The organism is Streptacidiphilus neutrinimicus (assembly GCF_000787815.1).
In the GTDB taxonomy this organism is placed as follows: Bacteria; Actinomycetota; Actinomycetes; order Streptomycetales; family Streptomycetaceae; genus Streptacidiphilus; species Streptacidiphilus neutrinimicus.
Genome location: NZ_BBPO01000023.1, coordinates 39430 through 43110 on the forward strand (window position 1 = coordinate 39430; position 3681 = coordinate 43110).

General features: G+C 75.7%; 3 protein-coding genes. 1 reads left to right on the forward strand and 2 read right to left on the reverse strand.

Translation table 11 applies throughout. The annotated features are described in order from the left end of the window. Positions 1 to 122 precede the first annotated feature (122 nt). Positions 123 to 1520: an MFS transporter gene (locus TR48_RS16890; RefSeq protein WP_052442727.1), complete on the reverse strand. Its 1398-nt coding sequence runs from the start codon at positions 1518 to 1520 to the stop codon at positions 123 to 125. A gap of 214 nt (positions 1521 to 1734) precedes the next feature. On the opposite strand from TR48_RS16890, the gene TR48_RS16895 reads away from it, so the two are divergent. After that, positions 1735 to 2760 (forward strand): AsnC family transcriptional regulator, encoded by a 1026-nt coding sequence (locus tag TR48_RS16895; protein ID WP_042367909.1) that lies wholly within the window; start codon positions 1735 to 1737, stop codon positions 2758 to 2760. A 135-nt stretch (positions 2761 to 2895) separates the two neighbouring features. Here the strand turns inward: TR48_RS16895 and TR48_RS16900 are convergent. Continuing rightward, a partial coding sequence (locus TR48_RS16900) for a M20 metallopeptidase family protein (RefSeq protein WP_042367911.1) occupies positions 2896 to 3681 on the reverse strand: 786 nt, incomplete at its 5' end.

Genomic DNA, 3681 nt, shown 5'->3' on the forward strand with positions numbered 1-3681 from the left:
CCCGGAGCGCGGACAGGTCGGACGACGTGGCAACCATGGAACGGGCCTCCCGAAGACGTGTGACGACGTGTGGCGACGTGTGGCGACGTGCAGGGCGTGCGTGTCAGGTGCGCAGCCGATGATCACACCGGCTGCTCCGAGGCTAGCCGCCCGGCTTCGACGGCGTCAGGGGTCGTGCGCAGGGCCATCGCGACGGGCACGCCGAGCGCGCACAGCAGCGCGCAGCCGGTCCAGACGGCGACGTAGGCGCCTTCCGTGGGGACGCCGGGACGCAGCAGCACGGAGTCGAGGACGGCCGCTCCGACCGCGCCGCCGGCGGCTCCGGCGAGGGTCTTCAGGGTGTTGTAGACGCCGGTGCCGATGCCGGTCCGGTCTGCGGGCAGACGGCGCATCAGCAGGCTCGGCAGCAGGCTGAGACCAAGGCCGGCGCCGAAGCCCGCGAGGGCGCCGGGCGGAACGAAGGCGGCGGCGCTGCCGTGGTCGGCCGCGATGACGGCGTAGCCGACGGCGCTCATCGCGAAGCCGGCCGCCAGCAGCGGGCGGGCGCCCAACCGCCGCGCGATCCGGTCGGCGACGAGCGCGCCGACCAGCGCGCCGAGGACGGCGGGCAGCGAGAGCAGACCGAGCAGTTGCGAGTCCGCGCCGAGGCCGTAGCCGACCTCCGCGGGCTTGGCCGCCTGGAACGAGAGGGTCGGCGACTGCGCGCCGTACAGGGCGAAGCCGAGCAGCAGGCTGAGGCCGAAGACGGGCGCGGTCGACCGGCGGGCGAGCATCCGCACGTCCAGGACGGGCGCGGCGGACCGCAGCGCCTGACGGACGAAGAGCGCCAGCACGGCCGCCGCGCCGACCAGCAGAGCGACGGTCAGCGCCGCGCCCCCGGCCTTCCCCGCGCTGCTGAAGCCGCCGAAGAGCAGCCCGAGGCCGCCGCTGAGCAGGACCGCGCCGCGCCGGTCGAACCGGCCGGACGCGCGGGTGGCGGACTCCGGGACGAACGTCCGCACCACGGCGAACGAGACCGCCGGCAGCGCGGCGAGGATCCACAGGCCCGGCCGGGCGACGGCTCCCGCGACGGTGCCGAGGGTCAGTGCGCCGACCAGCAGTCCGACGGCGCGCCCGCCGCGCTCCTCGCCGAGGCGGTCGCGCAGCAGCGCGAACTCCAGCGGCAGCCAGCAGGCGAGCACCCCGGCGAGGGCCTGCCCGGCGAGCAGCAGCGGCAGCGCGGTCGCGCAGGCGGACACCGCGTAGCCGGCGCAGGTCAGCGCGAGCGTGACGAGCAGCAGGCGGCGGTGGCCGAGCAGGTCGCCCAGCCGCGAGCCCAGCGGCACGGTGACGCCGGCGACCAGGAAGTTCACCCCGAGCACCAGCGCCTGCGCGCCCGCGTCGAAGTGCAGCGTCCGTGCGAGGTCCGGCAGCAGGACGGGGAACGCCCCCTGGATCGTGCCGCTGAAGAACTCGACGAGGACGAGGAGTCCCACGAGCGCGCCGGGTCCGGTGAGCGGGCGGGCGAGGGTGCGGGGCATGAGCGGCACTTCCGTTCCGGCGGTGGGGTGAACGGTGCGGGAGAACGGGTGAACGATGCGGGGCGTGGAGCGGGAGTGGACACGAGCGTGAACGCGGCCGAGCGAGTGGGCGAAAGGATCGCTAACCTGGGCCGCGCGGAGCCGCCGCCGCACGGATCGGCAAGAGCGTGCCCTCGCGCGCACGAATCGGCCAAGCGGCCGGAAGGGTGAGAGCGTGATCGACGAACTCGACCTCGCTCTCGTCGACGCCCTGCGGGTCGACCCGCGCGCCTCCTGGTCCCGGCTCGCGGGGCCGCTGGGCGTGGACCCGGCGACGCTCTCGCGCCGCTGGTCGCGGCTGACGGCGGACGGGGACGCCTGGGTCACCTGCTATCCGTCTGCGGAGCGGATGGGCGTGGGCCTGACGGCGCTGGTCGCCGTGGACTGCCGGGCCGACGCCGTCCTGACGGTCGCGGCGACGCTGGCGGCCGATCCGCGCACCCCGACCGTCGAGGTGGTGACGAGCGAGGCCGACCTGATGCTCACCGTGGCCGCGCTGGAACCCGGCCAGGTCACCTCTTACGTCCTGGACCGCGTCGGCCGGGTGCCGGGGGTGCTGCGCACCCGCACGGCGTTCGTCGAGCGCACCCTGCGGGAGGGCAGCCGCTGGCGCGAGGGCGCTCTCGACCCGTCCCAGCAGGAGGCGATCGGCGCGGGTCTCGGCCCGTCCCTGGCTCCCGCGCCGACGCGCGGGAGCGCGCTGCGCCGGGCCCTCGACGACCGTGCGCTGATGCAGGCGCTGGGCGAGGACGGCCGGATGCCGTTCGCCGAGCTCGCGGACCGCACGGGCCTGCCGGCGACGACCGTCCGCCGTCGCGTGGAGGAGCTGCGCCGCAGCGGCCGTCTGGTCCTGCGGTGCGACGCGTCGCCGCGCCTGAACGGCCATTCGGTCGGCACCTGGCTCTGGCTGGACGTCCCCGTCCGGGAGCTGGACGCGACGACGCGCTGGCTCGTGGAGCTGCCCGCGGTGCGGATGTGCGGAGTGGTCGCGGGCGCGACGGCGAACGTGGTGGTGAACGTGATGACGCACCAGGTCGCAGACGCGCGCCGGATCGAGGCGCAGTTGGGCTCGCTGTTCCCGGCGTCGCGGGTGACGGCCCGCCAGGTGTGCCTGCGCACGGTGAAGCTGGTCGGCCACACCCTCGACCGCGAGGGCCGGGCCCGGGGTTATGTGGCCCTGGACCCATGGCAGGAGGAGTAGTTCGCACGGCCGCGGCGAAGCGCGGTCAGGGGTGGAAGCGGAGGGCCTGGGAGTGGGCGGAGGATGAGGGCGGGGGTGGGGGCGCCCGCTCGGAGATCCGCCGATCGGCCGAGCGGGCGCCCCGGCTCATGGGGCTCAGGCCCGGGCCAGACGCCCCAGCGCCAGACCGGCCAGCAGCGCGGCGCCGTCGGCCAGGACCGCGTCGTCGAACTGCGCCTCCGGCGCGTGGTTGTAGGGCGCGGCGAAGGGGTCGCACGCGGCCGGGGTCGCGCCGAGCATCAGGTAGGCGGAGGGGACCAGCTTGTCCAGCACACCGAAGTCCTCCGACCCGGCGACGGCGTGCGGCATCTCGACATAGCGGCCCTCCCCCAGCACCTGGCGCACGACGTCCGCCGCGAACGCCGCCTCCGAGGGGTCGTTGACCGTCACCGGGTAGCCGCTCTCGATCTCCGCCTCGACCGCGAGGCCGTGGGCCTCGGCGATCCCCCGCACGACGCGCAGCGCCTCCCGGGCCACCTGCTGCCGGGCCTCGACGGAGAAGGAGCGGATGGTCGCCCCGAAGGTCGCAGTCTCGGGGATGACGTTCTCCACGCTGCCCGCGTGGAACGTGCCGACGGTGACCACGACCGGGTCGAACGCGTCGAACCGCCGGGTGACCATGGTCTGCAGGCCGAGCACCGCCTCGCAGGCCGCGGGCAGCGGGTCGAGGGCGGTGTGCGGCATGGAGCCGTGGCCGCCGCGGCCGCGCAAGGTGACGTGGAGGGCGTCGGACGCGGCCATGACCGGCCCGGGACGGGAGGCGACCAGGCCGGCCGGCAGCAGGGCCGCGGCGACGTGCAGGGCGTAGGCGGCGACGACCCTGTTGCCCGCCGCGTCGAGGACCCCCTCGTCGACCATCAACTGGGCTCCGCCGCCGCCTTC